The organism is Acetobacterium sp. K1/6 (genome assembly GCF_034438075.1).
Classification (GTDB): domain Bacteria; phylum Bacillota; class Clostridia; order Eubacteriales; family Eubacteriaceae; genus Acetobacterium; species Acetobacterium carbinolicum.
Window position 1 is genome coordinate 87,054 of sequence record NZ_JAXQGA010000012.1, and the last position, 19,396, is coordinate 106,449.

The 19,396-nt window shown below is 41.6% G+C and carries 15 protein-coding genes and 3 pseudogenes; 11 read left to right on the forward strand and 7 right to left on the reverse strand.

Annotated features, from left to right (window positions below; translation table 11 throughout):
- The first annotated feature begins 7 nt into the window (after positions 1 to 7).
- Both U2P91_RS11905 and U2P91_RS11910 read left to right on the forward strand, forming a co-directional pair.
- Positions 8 to 2,002 (forward strand): sigma-54-dependent Fis family transcriptional regulator, encoded by a 1,995-nt coding sequence (locus U2P91_RS11905; RefSeq protein ID WP_322519705.1) that lies wholly within the window; start codon positions 8 to 10, stop codon positions 2,000 to 2,002.
- Positions 1,995 to 3,059, forward strand: coding sequence for an XdhC/CoxI family protein (locus U2P91_RS11910; protein WP_322519706.1), 1,065 nt, complete (start codon positions 1,995 to 1,997; stop codon positions 3,057 to 3,059). The genes U2P91_RS11905 and U2P91_RS11910 overlap by 8 nt, the downstream gene beginning before the upstream one ends.
- Positions 3,060 to 3,135: 76 nt before the next feature.
- Here U2P91_RS11910 and U2P91_RS11915 read toward each other — a convergent pair.
- A pseudogene (locus U2P91_RS11915) lies at positions 3,136 to 3,954 on the reverse strand (tRNA 2-thiocytidine biosynthesis TtcA family protein); the annotation flags it as partial.
- A gap of 20 nt (positions 3,955 to 3,974) precedes the next feature.
- Entirely contained in the window at positions 3,975 to 5,099 is a 1,125-nt protein-coding gene (locus U2P91_RS11920; protein ID WP_322519707.1) for a cysteine desulfurase family protein, read from the reverse strand.
- Positions 5,100 to 5,381: 282 nt separating this feature from the next.
- Here U2P91_RS11920 and cysK point away from each other — a divergent pair, with 282 nt between their 5' ends.
- The 8 genes from cysK to U2P91_RS11960 all read left to right on the forward strand — a co-directional run bounded on the left by cysK (position 5,382) and on the right by U2P91_RS11960 (position 13,289).
- Entirely contained in the window at positions 5,382 to 6,311 is a 930-nt protein-coding gene (gene cysK, locus U2P91_RS11925; RefSeq protein WP_322519719.1) for a cysteine synthase A, read from the forward strand.
- Positions 6,311 to 6,745: an Rrf2 family transcriptional regulator gene (locus tag U2P91_RS11930; protein ID WP_322519708.1), complete on the forward strand. Its 435-nt coding sequence runs from the start codon at positions 6,311 to 6,313 to the stop codon at positions 6,743 to 6,745. Before cysK ends, U2P91_RS11930 begins: the two co-directional genes overlap by 1 nt.
- A 243-nt stretch (positions 6,746 to 6,988) precedes the next feature.
- Entirely contained in the window at positions 6,989 to 7,654 is a 666-nt protein-coding gene (locus U2P91_RS11935) for a corrinoid protein (RefSeq protein WP_322519709.1), read from the forward strand.
- 51 nt (positions 7,655 to 7,705) lie between these two features.
- On the forward strand, positions 7,706 to 8,785 hold the full coding sequence (locus tag U2P91_RS11940) for a uroporphyrinogen decarboxylase family protein (protein ID WP_322519710.1): 1,080 nt from the start codon (positions 7,706 to 7,708) through the stop codon (positions 8,783 to 8,785).
- A 108-nt stretch (positions 8,786 to 8,893) separates the two neighbouring features.
- Positions 8,894 to 9,844: a CobW family GTP-binding protein gene (locus U2P91_RS11945; RefSeq protein ID WP_322519711.1), complete on the forward strand. Its 951-nt coding sequence runs from the start codon at positions 8,894 to 8,896 to the stop codon at positions 9,842 to 9,844.
- Positions 9,845 to 9,857: 13 nt separating this feature from the next.
- Positions 9,858 to 10,517, forward strand: coding sequence for a DUF1638 domain-containing protein (locus U2P91_RS11950; RefSeq protein ID WP_322519712.1), 660 nt, complete (start codon positions 9,858 to 9,860; stop codon positions 10,515 to 10,517).
- 52 nt (positions 10,518 to 10,569) lie between these two features.
- A complete protein-coding gene (locus U2P91_RS11955; RefSeq protein ID WP_322519713.1) occupies positions 10,570 to 11,592 on the forward strand; it encodes a uroporphyrinogen decarboxylase family protein in 1,023 nt (340 codons plus the stop codon).
- Positions 11,593 to 11,597: 5 nt separating this feature from the next.
- Complete coding sequence (locus U2P91_RS11960) at positions 11,598 to 13,289, forward strand: ASKHA domain-containing protein (protein ID WP_322519714.1); 1,692 nt, start codon at positions 11,598 to 11,600, stop codon at positions 13,287 to 13,289.
- A gap of 185 nt (positions 13,290 to 13,474) precedes the next feature.
- Here the strand turns inward: U2P91_RS11960 and U2P91_RS11965 are convergent, their stop codons facing one another.
- The 5 genes and pseudogenes from U2P91_RS11965 to U2P91_RS11985 all read right to left on the reverse strand — a co-directional run bounded on the left by U2P91_RS11965 (position 13,475) and on the right by U2P91_RS11985 (position 17,617).
- Positions 13,475 to 14,341, reverse strand: a complete 867-nt coding sequence (locus U2P91_RS11965; RefSeq protein WP_322519715.1) for a cysteine ABC transporter substrate-binding protein — start codon at positions 14,339 to 14,341, stop codon at positions 13,475 to 13,477.
- Between the two features lie 24 nt (positions 14,342 to 14,365).
- Positions 14,366 to 15,115 carry an amino acid ABC transporter ATP-binding protein gene (locus U2P91_RS11970; protein ID WP_322519716.1) on the reverse strand — a complete coding sequence of 250 codons (750 nt, stop codon included), beginning with the start codon at positions 15,113 to 15,115 and terminating at the stop codon, positions 14,366 to 14,368.
- Between the two features lie 9 nt (positions 15,116 to 15,124).
- Positions 15,125 to 15,802 carry an amino acid ABC transporter permease gene (locus U2P91_RS11975; protein ID WP_322519717.1) on the reverse strand — a complete coding sequence of 226 codons (678 nt, stop codon included), beginning with the start codon at positions 15,800 to 15,802 and terminating at the stop codon, positions 15,125 to 15,127.
- Positions 15,783 to 16,448: an amino acid ABC transporter permease gene (locus U2P91_RS11980; RefSeq protein WP_322519718.1), complete on the reverse strand. Its 666-nt coding sequence runs from the start codon at positions 16,446 to 16,448 to the stop codon at positions 15,783 to 15,785. The genes U2P91_RS11975 and U2P91_RS11980 overlap by 20 nt, the downstream gene beginning before the upstream one ends.
- Before the next feature lie 475 nt (positions 16,449 to 16,923).
- Positions 16,924 to 17,617, reverse strand: a pseudogene (locus U2P91_RS11985) (AAA family ATPase).
- 715 nt (positions 17,618 to 18,332) lie between these two features.
- Between U2P91_RS11985 and U2P91_RS11990 the strand changes: the two are divergent.
- Positions 18,333 to 19,319, forward strand: a pseudogene (locus U2P91_RS11990) (O-acetylhomoserine aminocarboxypropyltransferase/cysteine synthase family protein); the annotation flags it as partial.
- Positions 19,320 to 19,396: the final 77 nt, after the last annotated feature.

Genomic DNA, 19,396 nt, shown 5'->3' on the forward strand with positions numbered 1-19,396 from the left:
GGGAAACATGAATAAGAATATCTATGGAGCAATCATCAAAGAATCAAAGCAGCGCTGTATCGGATATGGGATTACTGAGGATCAGGTTTTCAGTAAAAAAATGATTGACCACGGTGAGCTGCAGACTAAGTTTTCAGAGAATCGTGATCTAATCCTGACAGCGGCTCCCTACATGGAGCATCTGATGAGCATTGTCCGGGGTAACAATTTTTTCGTTTTGTTAACCGATAGGGATGGCTGTATTCTCAACGCTATTGGTGATGAGAAAATTCTAACAGAAGCCTTTGAACTAAAAATGGTGGCTGGTGCCTATATGAGTGAAGAATACATTGGAACGAACGCCATGTCATTGGTAATCAAATCGGGGCAGCCAATTCAAATGTCAGGAACAGACCATCTGGTAAAAGCTTATCATCGCTGGACCTGTTCGGGTGCACCCATTCGGGATCCTAATGGCAATTTGATTGCAGCGCTGGATCTTACTGGTTATTCTGATTCGGTACATCCCCATACCCTGGGAATGGTGATTGCAGCATCGAATGCGATTGAGGAGATGCTTAAGGCCAAAGAATATAACAGACTTCAGAATATGACCAACAAACATATTAAAACGATCTTTAATTCGATGCCGGTAGCGATTCTTACCTCCAATTTGGATGGGATGATTAAAATCTATAATCAAAAAGCCATGGATCTTTTTGGTAATAAATATAAACAATTGTCGGCGACCAATGTTTCTGAAATCATTGAAGATTGGGAAAACATTAAGGACGCGATCCACTCTGAAAAGCATGTCAATCGGATTATTAATATCAAGGCGCTGCGCAATCATTTTCATTGTCAAATGACGGCCAGCCCCATTTATAATCCCCAGGACGACAGCATTGAAATTGTCTTTGTATTAAAAGAAGATCAGTCCCGGAAAATCCAGAAGTGTGAGCAACCCTATTACACCTTTGATAAAATCATGGGGCAGGACCCTCAGTTTGTCAGTACGATTGAATATGCCAAGAAAATCTCTAATAACCGTTCAACGATTCTTATTTTGGGTGAGAGCGGCTGTGGTAAGGAAGTTTTTGCCCAGTCCATTCATAATCATAGTAAACGAATGGATGAACCCTTTGTGGCCCTTAATTGCGGAGCGATTCCCAACCAGTTGATTGAATCAGAGCTCTTTGGCTATGAAGACGGTGCCTATACGGGTGCAAAAAAAGGGGGAAACATTGGAAAATTTGAGCAGGCCAATAATGGCACTATTATGTTGGACGAAATCGGTGAAATGCCCCTGGATATGCAAACCCGATTGTTGCGGGTACTTCAGGAAAACGTCATCACGAAAATTGGTAGTCAACAATCCATTCCCATCGATGTACGGATTATCGCTGCTACCAACAAAGATCTAAAAAAGGAAGTGGAGCTGGGACGTTTCAGAAAAGATCTCTTTTACCGGCTTAATGTTCTGCCCCTCTATCTGCCGCCACTACGGGAACGAAGAAGTGACATCGCCATCCTTTTTCATTATTTTATGAAAAACCTGTCATCGAAATATGAGAAAAAAGAAGTTCAGATTACTGAAAAAAATATGCGGATGCTAGAAACCTATAATTGGCCGGGAAATGTAAGAGAAGTGGAAAATGTTGTTGAACTAATGATCAATACCGAATCTTTTCCGGATTACTATTTTTTAAAAAATTCGGAACAAACAGACTTATCGAAAAAGTTCACCGGGTATGTTGATATAACACCGCTAGAATTGCGGGAAGAGCGCCTGGAAGATCTGGATCCCGCGCTACTCGATATGAACTATATTGAAAAGGAACATATTAAACGGGTTTTGAAGATTTACAAGGGAAACATTAGTCAAGCGGCGCAAGCCCTGGGGATTCAGAGAAATACGTTGTACAGTAAAATCAGTAAATATGAAATTAAACTTGAAATCGGTAATAAACCACGAGAATTCTGGTTTGAAGATCGATATGGAAAGGGACATAAACATGGTTAATCAATACGAGAAGCTAATTACAGAGCTCGATCAAAAAGATCAGGTAGTTATGGTCACCCAATTTAAAACCCTGGGAGAAACGGGGAAAAAAGTGATTGAAAAAAAACTCCTCAGCAAAGAAGACCGGGGTAACGGTAAGGAGAAAACGGATGAGATTCTGGAAGTGGTTATTAATAGAGGACTGCCAGAATTTTTAGCCTCAGAAGACGGTATTGAGGAGCTTTATGAACCTTTTTATTCTGAAGGTCGTTTGATTATTCTCGGCGGCGGGCACATTGCTAAACCTCTGGCCCAATATGGTGCCGACATTGGCTTTAAGGTGACGGTGGTTGATGACCGGCCATCCTTTGCCAACACCCAGCGATTTCCCCAAGCCAATCAGGTACTCTGCGAAAGTTTTGATACCTGTTTTGAAAAACTAAAGGTTAAGCGGTCGGATTTCGTGGTGATTGTTACCCGGGGTCATCGACATGATGCCCTTTGCCTGCGGCAGGCACTATCAGTCAATCCGGAGTACTTAGGGATGATCGGTTCCCGGCGCCGGGTTAAAGGTTTGATGGCACAGTTTCTTGAAGACGGGTTTCGTCAGGAACAACTAAGTGGGGTGTATTCGCCCATCGGCTTGCGAATTGGGGCCGTGACGCCAGAAGAAATTGCTATTTCGATCATCGCTGAAATTATCAGCGTCAAGCGTGTAAGTCATCAGCATGAAAAAGCTGATCTGAAAAATAAAACCAATCATTCTGATTTTGATTTTGATGTGATTAAAAATCTGGCAAAAAACGAGTCTGAAAAACGGGCCATTGTAACAGTGATTTCGAAAAAAGGTTCAGTTCCCCGCGGACCAGGTGCCAAGATGATCATCTGGGCTGATGGACGCAGTCTGGGGAGTATTGGTGGCGGATGTAGTGAAGGGGAAGTAATTGTAGCGGCTCGGGATCTAATCCGTGAAGATGGCGGATTTTTGATGATGAAAGTCGATATGACCGGTTCCGTCGCCGAAGATGAGGGCATGGCCTGTGGTGGGATTATGGATGTGGTTATTGAAATATTTTAGTGATCAATTAGTAAGGGTACCTGATGGATCCACCAGGTGCCCTTATTATTTAGAATATTTTGCAAGTGTAGGCTACTTAGTTATCATATTCATCTAAAAAATGATGTTTAACCCCATCTTGCTTATATGAAATTATGGTATTCAGATTGACGTTCTCCACGCTTTTGAAAATATTGCTTTCGATGTAAGGGCTGGTTTGACGGAATTTTTTTAGCAGCGTTTTCATTTCCTGGCGCTTGGAGGCTCCGCCTTCATTGTCTGAGATCATACAATTTTCGGTAAAGCGGCAGGCGCATTGAATAAACTGCAGGTCGTTGTGTAGCTTCCAGCTGATGATCGCTTCTTCCCGGATCAAGTACATCGGCCGGATCAACTCCATATTCTCAAAATTGCTGCTTTTAAGCTTGGGCATCATCGTCTGAATCTGTCCGCCGTAAAGCATCCCCATCAGGATGGTCTCGATGACATCGTCATAATGATGCCCCAGCGCGATTTTATTGCATCCCAATTCTTTGGCATGATGATACAAATGGCCCCGACGCATCCGGGCGCAGAGATAGCAGGGTGATTTTTCAATATCGGCCACCGAATCAAAAATCTGAGACTCGAAAATTGTGGCTTCAACATTTAGTAGCTTCAGATTTTTTTTGATCATTTCCCGGTTCATCGGGTTATAGCCCGGATCCATTACCAGAAAAACCAATTCAAATTCGAATTTATTATGTTTCTTCAGTTCCTGGAATAGCTTCGCCATCAGCATGGAGTCTTTCCCTCCAGAGATACACACCGCAATCTTATCCCCTTCATTAACCAGTTTATATTCATTGATACCGCTGGTAAAGCGGCACCAGATACTACTGCGATACTTCTTTTTTAAACTTTTTTCTATTTCTTCATAACGTTCCATGATAACTCCTACTTTTTAGTTAAACTTTTATAACAATAATCAAATACTTCCATAAACTCCTGCAATTCGCGATCAGTGGTTAAATGACAAAGACTGATCCGCCAGGAAGATCTGGCCAGCTCCCGGCTTCCGGTGACCGTGAGAACCGATCGGGAGGGGGTGTTGTCGGTGGAGCAGGCTGATTTGGTTGAAACGCAGACTCCTTGATCACTCAGTGCGGCCTGAAAGGCTTGTGCCCTAACACCTTTAATACTAAGGTTTAGAATATGCGCAACAGAATGCTCAGTACTGTTAAAAGAAACTAGCGGATAATTTGACAACTGCTTTTTGAGCCAGTCGCTTTTCAAGGCGACCTGGGTCAGGCGTTCTTCTAGTTGATCTAAGCACAGCTCAAGTGCCAGTGCTGTTGCCGCGGCGCCAGCCGTAAAAGGGGTGCCGCTGCGATAATAACTGGTGCTGGTGCCGCCATGGATCTGTGGTTCAAGGATCAGGTTGTCATTTTTTTGCAAAACGCCCATGCCGTTAAGTCCAAAAAATTTGTGAGGCGAAAAGGTCACCAAATCGATCTGCTCAAAACAGACGGGTATTTTCCCCAATGCTTGGGTGGCATCGACATGAAAAAAGCAATTGGGATAAGCGGCAATGAGCGAAGCAATTGACTTAATCGGCTGACAGACCCCCAATTCGCTATCTACATAGTTGATCGAAACCAGAATCGTATCTTCCCGGATTAACTCTCTTAAATGGTCAAGGTCGACGGTTCCGTCTTTTTTGATGGACACCAGATCGATTTCATAACCAATTGACTGGAGGTATTTTAGGCTACCGCTGACTGAAGCATGCTCCAGACAGGTGGAAATGAGGTGTCGGCCATTTTCACGATAATTTCTGGCAACACCCTTGATGGCGAGATTATTGGCTTCAGTAGCTCCAGAGGTATAGATAATCTCCATATTTAGACAGCTTAACTGATTCTTTATGTTAATGGTGGCATTATCAATGAGCTGTTTTGCCTTTCGGCCCAAACGATGTGCACCGTTGGCATTGCCGAAAGCATCCTGGCTGATTCGGCAAAACAGATCCAGGACCTGGGCATCCACTGGGGTATCGGCGGCGTAATCCAAATATATCACGTGTAAACTCCGTTCTAAACTGAAATAGTGTTGGTAATGTCTGCAGCTGTTCATAAAAAATACCCAGGAGATCATATCGAAGTCGCCAGGTTAATATCCTAATTATACTATAGAATTACTTGTAATCAAACGAAGATTTTGAGTTTTAAGGATTAATTCGGGTATTAGACAAGTAGTCAATGCGTTGAAAAAGATTAAAAAAGAGTTGACAAGAAAAAGAAAGGGCAATATAATAAATCATATAGAAATAATATGAAATGTTATAAGAAATGAGGTATCATGATGTCAAAAATTGCTAGAAACTTAACCGATTTAATCGGAAACACACCCCTTCTGGAACTGACGAACTACGAAGAAAGTTTGAAACTGGAAGCGAAAGTAATCGCAAAACTTGAATATTTTAATCCCCTATCCTCTGTTAAAGATCGAATAGGCTTTGCTATGATTGATGCAGCAGAAAAAGCTGGACTAATCAATAAAGATTCAGTGATCATTGAACCCACCAGTGGTAATACAGGGGTAGGCCTGGCTTTTGTCGCCGCTGCAAAAGGATACCGCTTAATCCTTACCATGCCCGAAACCATGAGTGTTGAGCGCCGTAACCTGGTTTCAGCACTCGGGGCTGAACTGGTTCTTACACCTGGCTCATTGGGAATGAAGGGTGCCATTGCTAAGGCTCAGGAATTGGCTGAGAGCACACCCAATGCCTTTGTACCCCAACAATTTGAGAATCCCGCCAATCCGGAGATTCATCGAACAACTACGGCGGTGGAAATCTGGAATGATACCGACGGCGAGGTGGACATCTTTGTCTCAGGAATCGGGACCGGCGGAACAATTACCGGGGTTGGTGAAGTTTTAAAGGAAAAGAAACCTGGGGTAAAAATTGTCGCGGTGGAGCCGGAAGCCTCGCCAGTATTATCAGGAGGAAATCCCGGTCCGCATAAAATTCAGGGAATTGGTGCTGGGTTCGTTCCGAAGATACTTAATACTGAGATCTATGATGAAGTTCTTCAGGTCAGCAATGAAAATGCTTTTCAGACAGCCAAAGACATTGGACGACAAGAAGGACTGCTGGTGGGAATTTCTTCCGGGGCAGCTATCTACGCCGCTACCGAATTAGCAAAACGGCCTGAGAATAAGGGCAAAACCATTGTGGTTTTGTTGCCGGATACCGGTGAACGTTACCTATCAACAGGCCTGTTTCAGTAATGAAAAGTTCCACTAAGGGCAGGTATGCCTTGCGTTTAATGCTAGACCTGGCGATTAACAACACCGGGGAGTACATTCCCATTAAACGGATTGCTGAGCGCCAGGAGATTTCAGAAAAATATTTGGAACAAATCATTACCCAGATTTCACGAGCTGGTTTTGTTCGTAGCGTTCGTGGGTCTCAGGGCGGTTATCAACTGGCCAGTCCCCCAGAAGAGTATACCGTGGGGATGATTGTGCGGTTGTTGGAAGGTGAGTTATCACCAGTTATTTTGAGCGATGAAGCGGGCGTATACGAACAAGCAGACCGTCACGTCACCGCAGATGTCTGGCAGGAAATCAAAGATGCCATTGATCAGGTGGTGGATAATATTACCCTGGCCGAACTGGTAAGACGTTATCACGATAAGGGTAATTGCGAGTATTTTATCTGATTCGGCTTATTTTGGTTTGTTATTTTGTAAATTCAAGAGCGGTGCGCTATAGTGTTTAATAATCAGGAATAAATTTTAATAAAGACATGATTTGAAGCCGCGGCTTCAAATCATGTCTTTTTGTATAAAGAAGAAGTCATATCAGTTTAGTGTAAAAAAATATTGACAAATGAAAAGTCATCTAATATAATAATCATACCAAACATATAGGAGATGTATGTTAATCAAGGAGGAAATTATTAAATGTCTTTAAACAAACAGGAATTATTCGACAAACTGGCAGCGTCAATTGTAGACATGGATGAGGATTTAACCATTGAACTCAGTAATCAGGTGATCGCTGAAGGAATTGATGCCTATGAAGCTATCGTCAATGGACTGACCGTTGGGATGAATCAGGCAGGGAAATTATTTGATGAAGAGGAATATTTTGTGCCCGAATTATTAATGTGCTCGGACGCCATGTATTCGGGTCTCAATATCCTAAAACCCCATATAAAGATTAACTCTCACGAAACCAAACGAAAAGCCGTCATTGGTGTAATTGAAGGGGATACCCACGATATTGGGAAAAACCTGGTGAAGATTATGTTAGAAACTGGCGGCTATGATATTGTCGACTTAGGACGTGATGTTTCTCCAGCTACTTTTGTGGAACGAGCCAAAGCAGAAAACGCTGAATTTATTTTCATTTCAACACTAATGACAACGACAATGGAAGGTATGAACGAAGTCGTCGAAATTTTAGTCGAAGAAAAAATAAGAGAAGACTATAAGGTCTTAATCGGTGGTGGTCCGGTTTCCCAATCTTATGCCGACAAGATTGGTGCCGATGGCTACGCGGAAAATGCTGCCGAAGCGGTAAAATTGGCGAACAACATTGTTGCCGCATATGGAAATGAGCTCTAAGAAAAAATTCGCAAAAATACGCAAAGACGATTAAATTGGAGGAAATCATCGATGTCATTGATACAAAGAAATGAAGAAATAACATCCCTGGAACGCGTTGTTTTAACCTTGCAACGAAAAGAAGTCGACCGGATCCCGGCGATTCCCCTGGTCTGCGGTGCTTCCTATCGGGTAACCGGTTCCCGTTATGATAAATGGTCTCAGGATGCCGAAATTGCGACCCAAAGTCTCCTGGCAGCCCAGGAATTAATTGGTCAGGATGCTTTTTTACTGTTGGTTGACCTTTCAATTGAAGCGGCTGACTTCGGCCAGGAACTAATTTTTCCAAAGTTCAGTACCGCTTATCCTGATTTCAACAACCAGTATATAAAAACTGCTGGCGAATATGATAAGATAAAAAAGATAAATCCGAGAGAGACCAAGCGTATGAAGCAGGTTGTCGATACGGTCAGAGGTTTATCAGAAGCAAAAGGGAATGAAGTTGCCATCTTCGGATTTGTCTATGGTCCACTGGGGGTTTTGTCGCAGATTAGAGGTCACAAAGAGTTATTTGTGGATCTGATCAAGCACCCGGAAGAAGTTCTGGGAGCAGTTGATGTCATCACCGATGTTCTTATTGAGTACGCAGTTGCTCAGATTGAAGCGGGAGCCCATTCCATTGTTATTGATCCCCTCTATTCTTCGGGAACTGTTTTGAGAAATACAACCTGGGAGAAATTTGAAGGCCCATATCTAAAACGTCTTGCCGATGCAATCCGGGCGGCCGGTTCAGCGGTGGCCATCCACAATTGCGGTGGCGGTGTTTATTTTGAAGAAGTTATCAAGTGGTCTGATCCGGTGGCGATCTCAGTTGCCTATCCGGCTCATGGTGCTAAAGATTGGGAAGAACATGCCAAAACCTGGGGTGATAAAATTATTACCATCGGATATTCCGATCCTGCCGAGACAGGTCTCGTTTTTACAGCAGATGAGGTGCTCGAAGATGTCAAAAGACAACTGGATTTGTTTAATAAACACAAGGCCGGTTTTATCCTTTCTTCGGGCTGTGAGTTCCCGCCCAATGGTAATTTACTAAATGCAGCAGCAATGGTGGAAGCTTCCAGACGATACGGGCGTTGGTCGATAAAGTAATTTCCAAACAATAGGTCGAAGTAAAATAAGTTCAAAGAACAACAAAAATAAAATAAGTCCAGATGATCAATGACTAGTTCAATGATTAACAGATAGGAAAGTGATCGTATGACAATACAAATTGATATTTTTTCTGGTTTTTTTGGTGCCGGTAAAACCACATTAATAAAGAAGCTGATCGATGAAAAGGTGTATTCAAAAAAAATAACGCTGATTGAAAATGAGTTTGGCGAAATTCCAATCGATGGGGCATTTCTAAAAAAATACAACATTGAAATAAAGGAAATCAAGGCCGGGTGTATATGCTGTTCTACCGTGATTGATTTTACCAATACTTTGCGAGAAATCATTAAATCGAAAGAAACAGAAAGAATCATCATTGAACCGTCGGGAGTCGGAAAACTGTCAGAAATCGTCAAGATTGTCAAGAAACTTGAGGAAGATAATGACATACATCTCAATCTGGTGATTGCCGCCGTCGATGTGACCATGTATGAGGAATTCACCGAGCTGTTCAGTGAATTTTATGGTGACCAGATCATTCACGCCAGTACCATTCTCTTAAGTCGTACCCAGAACGTCGATGATGAGGAGTTAGGCAAGGTCGTGGCAAAAATACGTGAAATCAATGAAACGGCATCGATTGTGACCACGCCCTGGGATGATTTGAGTGGCATTGAACTGATTGGGCTTTCTGAAGCGGATGGGCAGCAAATTTCCCGGGACGAGGATTTAAGTGCGTTTGATCTGGAGTTTGATGACCACGATCACGATGATGACGATCATAATCATGATATGTTTACAAGCTGGGGCATCGAAACGCCAAAGATATTTCCGATAATTAAGTTAAAAAGTATCTTTGAAAGTTTGAAGGATGAGGCGGTTTTTGGAAAAGTAGTGCGGTCAAAGGGCAAGGTACAGATTGATGGGGTCAATTGGGTGGAGTTTGATTTTGTCCCCAATGCCCTGGAAATAAGGGCATCTGAACCTGATGAAATCGGGCGTATTACCGTAATTGGCCATGATCTGAATCAAACCATTCTGAACACCGTTTTCTGATATGAACGTCAAAGTGATTGCTTGTGAGGTCATGCAGGAAGAAATTGAGAAACTGATGCCCATTCCGGAGCGGGATTTTGAATTTGTATCGATGGACTTTCATTTATACCCGCAAAAACTTAAGGTCGAGCTCCAACGGCTTATTGATGCTTCCCAGAATTATCAGAAAATCATCCTGGCTTTTGGTTTGTGCGGTGGGGCATCTAATGGTTTGATTTCTAAAGCCAGTGAACTGATTATTCCCAGAGTACATGACTGTATTTCGATCTTTATGTGCTCAGACACCTGTAGAGCCTGCGACTTTCAGAGCGAAATCGGAACCTTTTATCTCAGTAACGGTTGGATGATTACCAAAAAAAGCATTCTCGCAGACTATCGCCGAATCTATGATCGTTTGGGCGAAAAAAAAGCCAAGCGGATGCTGGAAAAAATGTATGATGGTTATAAGAAAGTTTTATTTATTGAAACCTCGGCAGAACCCAAGGATGAGGTAATTGAGCAATCCCGAGAAATTGCAAAGCTATTTGAAGCCGAATATCAGACGGTTAAAGGTGAAATCGGCTTTATTGAAAAAATTATAACCGGGCCCTGGGATGAAGACAACTTTATAACCCTACTCCCAAGGCAGGAAATTAGCGAAGCGTATTTTTCAAAAAATGCTAGAAGAGCATGACATTTCAAAAGATTATAGAAGCCTGCAAATAAAAAGAAATGAGGAATTTTAGATGAATGATTTAACCCCAAAAGAACGGATCCTCCGTTCCTTAAATAAAGAATCCGTTGATCGGGCACCGGTTATCTGTCCCGGTGGGATGATGAATTCAGCCATCGTTGATGTAATGAATAAAACTGGCCACACCTTACCGGATGGCCATCACGATAGTCAATTAATGGCAGAGATTGCCAATGATGTTCAGGAGAACACCGGCTTTGAAAACTTCGGTATTCCCTTTTGCATGACCGTAGAAGCAGAGGTACTGGGTAGTGAAATTAATTATGGCACCCTGGCCTGTGAACCAAAAATACAAAAAGAAGTGTTTCCATCGGTTAAAGAAGTCATTTATCAGGACTTAGGCGCGATGGCAAAAAATAAGCGGGTTAATGCGATTATTGAAGCAACTTATCAGTTGTCAAAAGAATATTCAGACATACCGGTGTTTGGCAGTATCACCGGGCCGCTCAGTACCGCCGCATCACTGGTTGACCCGATTCCATTTTTAAAAGAACTCCGGAAGAATCCTGCCGAAGCCCATCGGGTGGTTGATTATGCCACCAATCATATCATTGAATTGGCTAAGCTGATGGTGGAAAGCGGCGCCAGTGTGATTACCATTGCTGATCCCACTGCCACCGGAGAAATCTTGGGACCTGCGATGTTTGATGAATATGCGGTGCGTTATCTCAACAAAATCATCGATGCGATTCATGAAACCAATACCCCGGTTATTGTTCACATTTGCGGAAAAATGAATGCCGTTAGAAAATTTGTGCCAGCAATTAAGTCCGATGCGATCAGTACCGATTCTTCGATTAGCTTGCGAAAATTAAAAGAAGACTATCCTGAATTAACCACCATGGGGAACCTGAGTACCTATCTGTTGGAATTTGGTGAAGCCGAAAAAGTTGCGAAACAAACCGAAAAACTTAAATTGGATGGCATTGATATTATTGCACCAGCTTGTGGCTTGAGTACCTCCACACCGCTGGTAAACATTACCGCAATGACGAATCGGGTAAAGGGGGCGTAACGATTATGGTAAAAGTAAATTTTATCGGCGAAAACAAAGCCATTCTGGTGAAAAAAGGCACGACGATTTTAGCAGCGGCCCAAGAGTTGGGGATTGTTATTGAATCACCCTGTAATTCTGAAGGGGTTTGCGGTAAATGCAAGGTTAAGATTTCCGCAGCAAGTCTGAAAAATGTCGAAGAATACGGAAAACACCAACTACCTGAAGAGGAAAAAGAACAGGGATTTGTGCTTTCATGTCAGACTAAGGTGACCGGTCATGTCGATGTTAAGGCCGTTGCTAAAAACCAAAACAAAACACTACAAATATTAAACCATGGCCAGAGTTTTGATATTGATGTGAATAGCTTTATTAAAAAAGAATATACTGGCAATGGAAAAACCATTGTAATAGCCGGCGGCCAGATTTTAGGCGAAGAAGAAGGGGATACTGCCGCCCAGAACTATGGTGTTGTCGTCGACATCGGAACCACCACGCTGGTGGCTACGCTAGTCAATATCAACTCCGGCGAAGAACTGCACTCCGTCTCAGCACTAAACCCCCAAAGCCTGCATGCCCAGGATGTTTTATCGCGGATTAAATTTGCCTCTGATGACAAAGGGCTGGACACGATGTATTCAATGATTATTAAAGAACTGAATAAATTGATTGAAAAAGCGGCCAGCCATACCGGTGTTTTACAAAAGCATATCTATGAAGTGATTTTTAGCGGTAATACCTGCATGATTCATCTGGCTGCCAACGTGAATCCTTATTCACTGGGTAAATACCCCTATACGCCAGCCATTACCGGGGGAAGTAGCTTAAGTTACAAAGAACATCTTCTGGATATTTCCACACTGGGATCAATTTATCTGCCGCCGATTATTTCTTCCTTTGTGGGGCCAGATATCACATCCGGTGTTTTGGCAACCCGGCTTCAGGATAAAGAACAGGTTACTTTATTTGTCGATATCGGAACCAATGGTGAAATGGTCTTGTCTGATCATGGCGCATTAACGGCGACTTCCACCGCCGCCGGACCGGCATTTGAGGGGATGAATATTTCTTATGGAATGCGGGCCGAAAAAGGAGCGATCGAGTATTTCGAAATTGATGATCATGGCGAGATTGACATCCGGACTATCGAAGATGGTGAAGCCATTGGGATCTGTGGTAGCGGTCTGTTGGACATTGTGGGGGAATTGGTGGTCCATAAGGTTATCGACAAACGGGGCCGACTGGCAGCTCCGGATAACGCAGACTTGAAACAGAGCCTCAGAAACAGACTGGTGAAAATCGATGGGAAAATAGCCTTTGAGGTTGCCAGTGGGGTATACCTCTCGCAAAAAGATATCCGGCAGGTACAGTTGGCAAAGGGAGCGGTACGGGCAGGCATTGAGTTTTTAATGGATGCCAAAGAACTGCGGCCTGAGGATGTTGACGAGATTCAAATTGCTGGCTCATTTGGCTTTCATCTGCGGGCCAAGAGCCTGATAAATATCGGGCTGCTACCAAAAGAATTTGAAGGCAAAATTGACTTTGTCGGCAATACGTCAAAATCCGGCGGACTGGCATTTTTACTCAATCAGAAATATCGCGATGAGATGGAAAGCCTGGTTACCGAGATTGATGTCATTGAATTGTCCAATGGTGAGAATTTTGATCGGATTTTTGTGGATTGTCTGTCTTTTGATAAACATAAGAAAACGGCGTAGCGAAGTTTACGCCATTACAAAACTTCAAATAGACAATGATCTGATATAAATACTTTGAATCACTTAAAAAGTAAAACATAATAAAAAACCTCATCGAAATCATTTAGGATTTTGATGAGGTTTTAATTTTTTAGAATTACAGTGTAAGGCATGCCCGAATTTATTTGGATCAGGTTTTCACTTACTTAAACAACGCCGCCTTCAATAACAAGACTTTCTTCATAATCAGCACCGTATACCGATAATAAGGTTTCTTCATATGCTTTGTGGATGAAGTTTTCTTTTCCTAGTGTTGTTAGTTCTTCATTGATCCACGTAAGCAGCTCGGTATTTCCTTTGGCAACAGCTGGGGCGATGGTATCCTGACCGCCAAGTGAAGCAACACCAACGGTGAACCCGGGGTTTTCTTTTGCCCATGCAATAACTTCAGTATTGTCATTGACAATTGCATCACCACGACCATCTTTTAGGGCCTGGAATATTTCTGAATATTGCTCATATTTCACTAATTCGATATCTGGGTAATTCTCGGTAAGATAGGTCTGGGCTGTAGTTCCTTTTGCAACGATGGCTTTTTTTCCTTTTAATTGATCAACAGAGGTAATGAGGGCACTATCAGGTGAGACAATTCCCAGAGATACCTTCATATAAGGATTTGCAAAATCAACCTTTTGTTTTCGTTCATCGGTAACCGTGAAGTTTGCCATGATGATGTCGACCTTATTTGATTCTAAATAAGCGACCCGGCTGGCGGCATCAACTAAGACAAATTCTACCTTTGACTCGTCACCCAAAAGATCTTTGGCAAATCGTTTGGCAATGTAAACATCAAAACCTTGGTTTTCTCCGTTTGAATCGACATAACCAAATGGTGATTTATCACTAAATACGCCAATTCGGATTGTTCCTCGTTCCTTGATTGCATCAATCGTACCTGTCGTTGAAGCAGTCGAATCTTTTTTCTCAGAAGACGAGCTGCTGCAACCGGCAAGTCCTCCAACCACAACAGCGGTAACCATTAAAACAGCAATAAATTTTTTATACTTTCCCATAATACTTTTTCCTTTCGTTGAAAATTAATATTGGAATATATTTAGAAAGTGCTGAGCACGTTCTGTCTGTGGATTGGTAAAAAACACATCAGGTTCGGCAATTTCGCAGATATTACCTTCATCCATAAAAATAATCCGATCAGCAACAGACCGGGCAAAGCCCATTTCGTGGGTGACAATGACCATCGTCATACCTTGTTTTGCTAAACCGAGAATCACATCCAGAACTTCTCTAACTACTTCTGGATCTAGCGAGGCCGTTACCTCATCAAACAGAATGATTTCCGGATTCATACATAAAGCCCGCACAATCGCGATTCGCTGCTTTTGACCACCAGAAAGTTGTCGGGGAAACGCGTCTTTTCGATCCAGTAATCCCACCCGTGCTAGTAGATCTTCAGCTTGTTCTAAAGCTTCTTTTTTATCTCTTTTTTGAACCTTTAAAGGTCCGAGTAGGATGTTATCAATAACAGTCATGTGAGGGAATAAATCATAATTTTGAAATACCATTCCAATTTTTTCCCGAATGACTGGCCAGTTGGTATTATCTTGGATAAGGCTGGTTTCATCAAAAATAATATCTCCAGACTGGATTTTTTCTAGTCCGTTAATGCATCTCAGCAGCGTGCTTTTGCCACACCCCGAAGGTCCTAGAATCACCAGCACTTCGCCGCGATGGAGTTCGAAACTGACACCCGTTAAGATTTCTTTGTTATCAAATTCCTTATGGATATCATTAATTTTAAGTAAGGTAATCTCGCTTTTAGTTTTCATCATGTTAACCTAATTATTCCATTTCATTTCTAATTTATTTGACAGGACCGACAACGGATAGCAGACTATAAAATACAGCACAAAAATAAATCCGTAAACCCAGAATGAAGCGGTGGGGAATTCGAAACGCGAACTCTCAATAATTTGTTGTCCTATTTTTACAACGTCGATTACGCCAATTAAAACAACCAGCGACGTTGTCTTGATCATTCTCGTGGCCAGGTTGATGGTCCCGGGTAAGGTTCTTCTGACCGCCTGGGGAATAAGAACATAAAGGTAGAGCTGCCAATGGCTTAAACCTAAAGCCATTCCAGATTCGGTTTGGTGCTTTGGCAAAGACTGCAATGCCCCGCGAACAATATCACCCATTTCAGCTGCACCCCAGAGACTGAAAACAATTATGGCTACGGATAAACCACTAAGATCGACATTTAAAGCTGTCGTTACGCCGAAATAAAAGATGAACAGCCAAACGAGTGTCGGGATGATTCGGAAAAACTCGAGATAGAGTCGGTTAATCAGCAGCAGGGGTTTGTATTTTGTGGTGCGGCTGAGACCGATCAAAACGCCTAAAAATGTGGCGATTACGATGGAAATGAATGAAATTTCCATTGTAATCAATAAACCTTCAAAAAGGCGTTGAAGGTTTCGCCCTTGAAAGATAACATTAATTCCCAAATTCTGCATAACGGACCCTCTTTTCCAGCCAGGTTAATAAAATCGAAAGTGGCAGCAGCATGATGATATAAACAACCACGAGCATCAGCAGCGACTCGAATGTTTTATAGTACATCCCAATTAAATCTTTGGTAACATTCATAACGTCCAGGATTGAAATCGCACCGAGAATTGAAGTTTCCTTTAGCAAGAAGATACAATTTGCCCCCAAAGAGGGAAGACTGACAGAAAATGCCTGGGGGATAACAACATAACGTGCCAGTTGAGTGTTTGATAGACCGATACTGAGCCCTGATTCAATTTGGCTTTTGCTAACCGATTCAATACCACTTCTAAATGCTTCGCACATATAACTACCGCCTAAAAAAGAAAGTCCAATAATCGCACAGGCTGATGCACTCAGGGTTATTCCCAGCTTCGGAAAGCCAAAGTAAAGAAAGAAGATTTGGATAAGCAGCGGTGTGTTTCTTGAGATTTCAACATACACTTTAACAACTTTTGACAAACCTTTTACTTTAAAATACAAAATAGCGCTGCCAACTAATCCGATCGCCAGAGATATAAGAATCCCCCAAAAAGCAAGATGCAACGTGATCCAGACAGCGTCTGCGTACAAGGGCAGGCTGCGTATGATAAAATCCCAGTCAATATTCATTTCTTACTACCTTTACATTTTAAAATCGTTGATAAAAACAATAGGCATCGCTGTTTGAATAGCGATGCTCATAACATATAAAACATATGTGAAAAGTATTATATCTATATTTTTGGGGTTTGTCAAATAATATGGTGATTAATCTCGAACAAATCAAAATATTATAGTAAAATGCAGATATGGGTTAAATAATTTAAGTATTAGATAATAGCTGATGTCTCATGCCAAGGAGATTACCAGGTAACTTGGCGAGTAGAACGATAGAAAACGTATAAAAAAGAGTTCAAGCTAAATTACTCAATTTAAAACCATCCATAGAGCTAAAAAAATAAAAAGAGTAAAAAAATAAAAAAGTGCTAAACGAAAAGAAGCTTCTTTTTCGCTTAGCACAAAAATACCTAACATATATTATAGTGTAGAAGTAGGACTAGATACGATAATCATCACTTAAGGTATCCATCAAACCAAAATCCGTTTAAATTTCTTCAAGATAATCCTGAGTCATAGGCTTTGGTATTAAATAAGATTGATTAGTTACAATATTATTAGCCAGTTGACAATATTCTTGGGCTTGGGGGATATCGGGGTTGTATTCAAGAACAGTTCGTTTGCGAATTTCGGCACGCTGGACAACGTTATCGCGGGGAATAAAATGAATTAGATTTGTTCCCAGTTCTTCAGCTAATACTCTGAGTAATTCCAGCTCACGGTCGACATTTCGACTGTTGCAGATGATTCCACCGAGACGAACTACGCCTTTCTTGGCATATTTTTCGATTCCCTTTGCGATGTTGTTAGCTGCATATAAAGCTATCATTTCACCGCTTGCAACGATATAAATCTCCTTTGCTTTGCCTTCACGAATAGGCATCGCACAATCGACACCAAGTCTGGACCGTCAGACTCGACACATCGGATGCCACCATAACCTTCTTTCATAATTGAGTCCAGTTGGACGCCCTGGCCCTTTTCCCGGAGGGTATCAAAAATTGTTTTTTGTACCAGACCACCTAATAAAAGACGAGTAGAATAGGCTTTCGGGTCACAGCCTACAGCCATGACTTGTTTACCATGCTGTGCTAAACCGGCCGGTAAATTTTGAGGGTTGTTGATTTTCCAATACCACCTTTTCCATAGATTGCAATTTGACGTAGTTCTTTTTTTGCCATACTCGAGTATCTCCTTTAGTAATGTTAACTTTATCTTCTTCATATGCGAAGAAACTAGAATTGTTTTACCATTGAGTTTAGTTGTACTAAACAAAAAAAGAACACTTTCTAACGAACAAAAAAATCGTTCATTAAGAAGTGTCCTTTGGTTTTCCAGTCAGAAACATAAAGTTTGTTTAGTTTAAACACATAATTCATACATGAAATATATTCTATTAATCCATACTAGTTTTGCCCGTTTGTCAACATTTATTTTTAATAAGTTGCAAATTTTAATATAGAAAAACTGAGAACGTAATCAGAAAAAACGAATATAATAAAAAAATGCAAAAAAAAAGTTTTGACAAACAAATAGTGATCAGTTATGATATAAAACATATCATACATATAGGAAATATGTGTAATGTTTATTTTTAGGAGGCAAGCAATATGATGAACAATGAATTATGCACTTTAGATGAGAGACACTTTTGCATGTGTTGCAGTAGAACGGACTATCGTAACTATTGTTAGGCATGATGAGATATTGCATTTGTCATTCTTGCTAAGTGACAATTGAATATTTCTTGAGAAAGGGGTTGCATCATTGAGTACTTCAAAGAAGAATTTTTTCAAAAGAATATTCGACAAAAATAAAGAAGAAAAAAGTGAATAAACAAGAGAATTAAATAATCGAGATCAAAAAACATCAGAAAGAAATGAGAGGTTGACAAACGTGAGTGAAAGAAAATTAGGATTCGATACTTTACAGGTCCACGCCGGACAGACCCCAGACCCAGTAACTGGAGCAAGAGCTGTTCCTATTTATCAGACAACTTCCTATGTATTTAAAGACACTACCCAGGCCGAAGGTCGATTTGCATTAACGGATGCTGGTAATATCTACAGTCGGTTGACAAACCCCACCACCGATGCATTTGAGCAGCGGGTAGCGGCACTAGAAGGTGGTTCAGCCGGTCTGGCGACAGCATCCGGCGCCGCTGCCATTACCTATGCCATTCAAAACATTGCCCGAGCTGGGGATGAGATTGTATCAGCCAGTACCCTTTATGGCGGAACCTATCATCTTTTTGCCGAAACTCTGCCTAAGTTTGGCATCAATACAATCTTTGTCGATCCTGATGATCCGGAAAATTTCAGAAAAGCTATCACCGATAAAACTAAAGCACTGTTTATTGAAACTCTCGGAAATCCCGGCATCAACGTCATCGATTTTGATGCAGTCGGAAAAATCGCGGCTGAAAATAAAATTCCGTTAATCGTTGATAATACCTTTGCAACCCCATACTTATTCAAGCCACTGGAGCATGGTGCTAACGTCGTCGTGCATTCTGCCACCAAGTTCATCGGCGGTCACGGAACATCCATCGGCGGGATTATTGTTGATGGCGGTAACTTTGACTGGACCAGCGGAAAATTTCCGGATTTCACCACCCCGGACAAAAGTTATAATGGTATAAAATTTTCTGATTTAGGACCGATTGCTTATGCGGTAAAGATACGAGCCCAATTATTAAGAGATACCGGAGCCTCATTATCGCCATTTAATTCCTTCCTGTTTTTGCAGGGGCTGGAGTCTTTATCATTAAGAGTGCAAAAGCACGTTGACAATACCAAAAAAATTGTAGAATTCCTTGAAAATCATTCCAAAGTCAAAAAAGTAAATTATCCGGGACTCAAGTCCAATAAGTATTATGAGCTGTATAATGTTCACAAATAGTTGGACACAAAATCCAGAAAATAAGATAAACTATACACATGAGTAAAAAACGACGAACC

Bases quoted from the DNA above. Each gene is read 5' to 3' on its own strand.
- U2P91_RS11930 (WP_322519708.1), top strand. From the start codon at position 6,311: ATGAAAAGTTCCACTAAGGGCAGGTATGCCTTGCGTTTAATGCTAGAC.
- U2P91_RS11970 (WP_322519716.1), bottom strand. From the start codon at position 15,115: ATGAAAACTAAAAGCGAGATTACCTTACTTAAAATTAATGATATCCAT.
- U2P91_RS11975 (WP_322519717.1), bottom strand. From the start codon at position 15,802: ATGCAGAATTTGGGAATTAATGTTATCTTTCAAGGGCGAAACCTTCAA.
- U2P91_RS11980 (WP_322519718.1), bottom strand. From the start codon at position 16,448: ATGAATATTGACTGGGATTTTATCATACGCAGCCTGCCCTTGTACGCA.
- U2P91_RS11960 (WP_322519714.1), top strand. From the start codon at position 11,598: ATGGTAAAAGTAAATTTTATCGGCGAAAACAAAGCCATTCTGGTGAAA.
- U2P91_RS11905 (WP_322519705.1), top strand. From the start codon at position 8: ATGAATAAGAATATCTATGGAGCAATCATCAAAGAATCAAAGCAGCGC.
- U2P91_RS11910 (WP_322519706.1), top strand. From the start codon at position 1,995: ATGGTTAATCAATACGAGAAGCTAATTACAGAGCTCGATCAAAAAGAT.
- U2P91_RS11935 (WP_322519709.1), top strand. From the start codon at position 6,989: ATGTCTTTAAACAAACAGGAATTATTCGACAAACTGGCAGCGTCAATT.
- U2P91_RS11940 (WP_322519710.1), top strand. From the start codon at position 7,706: ATGTCATTGATACAAAGAAATGAAGAAATAACATCCCTGGAACGCGTT.
- U2P91_RS11945 (WP_322519711.1), top strand. From the start codon at position 8,894: ATGACAATACAAATTGATATTTTTTCTGGTTTTTTTGGTGCCGGTAAA.
- cysK (WP_322519719.1), top strand. From the start codon at position 5,382: ATGTCAAAAATTGCTAGAAACTTAACCGATTTAATCGGAAACACACCC.
- U2P91_RS11955 (WP_322519713.1), top strand. From the start codon at position 10,570: ATGAATGATTTAACCCCAAAAGAACGGATCCTCCGTTCCTTAAATAAA.
- U2P91_RS11965 (WP_322519715.1), bottom strand. From the start codon at position 14,341: ATGGGAAAGTATAAAAAATTTATTGCTGTTTTAATGGTTACCGCTGTT.